The organism is Bradyrhizobium sp. CFUWI (genome assembly GCF_056429085.1).
Map to the genome: position 1 here is coordinate 1 of NZ_JBWJZE010000106.1, position 1,112 is coordinate 1,112.

Here is a 1,112-nt window from a genome sequence, read left to right on the forward strand (position 1 = left end):
AGCAGCCGATTATATTCATCTCTCACGGCTCTTCGTGAAACATGCCTTTTTCGGTCTTTGGCAATCTTCAGAAGATCAGGATCTGTCGGTGCCCGTGATTTCCGCCTAAATCTCGCAAAGAGTCGGGTAGAAGGCGCCGAAATCCTTCCAAACAGCCGGTCAAACCATCCCATTGTGTCCTCCCGGACAGACCGCGCTAAAAGACTACCACCATGAATTTGGGGGTCAAAGGGACAGTACTACTGCATCTTTTTGAAAAGGTTGCCGCCATACGGCCGGCGCGATGCAGTTCGAATGTCGGTAAGGGCCGCAATAGAGTTTTCGGAGACCTTGTGCCGGTTGGCCATCTAGGCCGGCACAGGTAAAGTTTCTTTTCTGGCATTGCCGTTCTGACTTTTCACCCTGGCATTTTTCGGAAGCTGTCATGGCAGCGCGTGAACATTGGCAGATGGATGGCAGCGCCCCTGAGGCCTATGAGCGCTATCTCGTCCCCGCCATCACGTCGATTTGGGCCAAGGATCTGCTAGACCGTACCAGACCGACAAAGGGTGAAAGCGTACTCGATGTCGCCTGCGGAACCGGCGTCGTGGCGCGGCTGTTGGATGAGCGGGGGCACGTCGGGAGGTTGGTTGGCATAGACCTCAACACGGCGATGTTGACTGTGGCTCGGACGAAATCGACCAAGGTCGAGTGGATCGAAGGGAGTGCGCTGAACTTGCCATTCGAGGCGCATAGTTTCGATGTCGTGCTCTGCCAACTCGGACTGCAATTCTTCCCTGATCGACCGCTGGCTCTCAGAGAGATGGCCCGGGTTCTCAAGCCGCGAGGTCGCGTCGGGCTCAGCGTTTACAGCGCCATCGAGCAAACGCCAGTCGCGCACGCTTTCGTGCAGGCACTCGACAGTTTTCTCGGAGCTCAGTCCTCACGGACGAAGCGCTCCGAGCATCTTTCCTGCGCTGCCGAGGACCTCGGCGACTGGGTGCGGCAGGCTGGCTTTGATGATGTCAATGTTGCGACCGTATCCAAGCAAATTAGCTTTCCCTCGGCGCTGGATTACGTCCGCTTCCAACTCACGGCGACCCCGATGGCTGCACTCTTGAAGGACCACGATG

The 1,112-nt window shown here is 56.8% G+C and carries 1 protein-coding gene; it reads left to right on the plus strand.

Annotation, left to right across the window (positions count from 1 at the left end; all coding sequences use genetic code 11):
• Positions 1 to 424: 424 nt before the first annotated feature.
• On the plus strand, positions 425 to 1,112 hold a 688-nt coding region (locus AC066S_RS38885; protein ID WP_478271917.1), incomplete at its 3' end, for a class I SAM-dependent methyltransferase.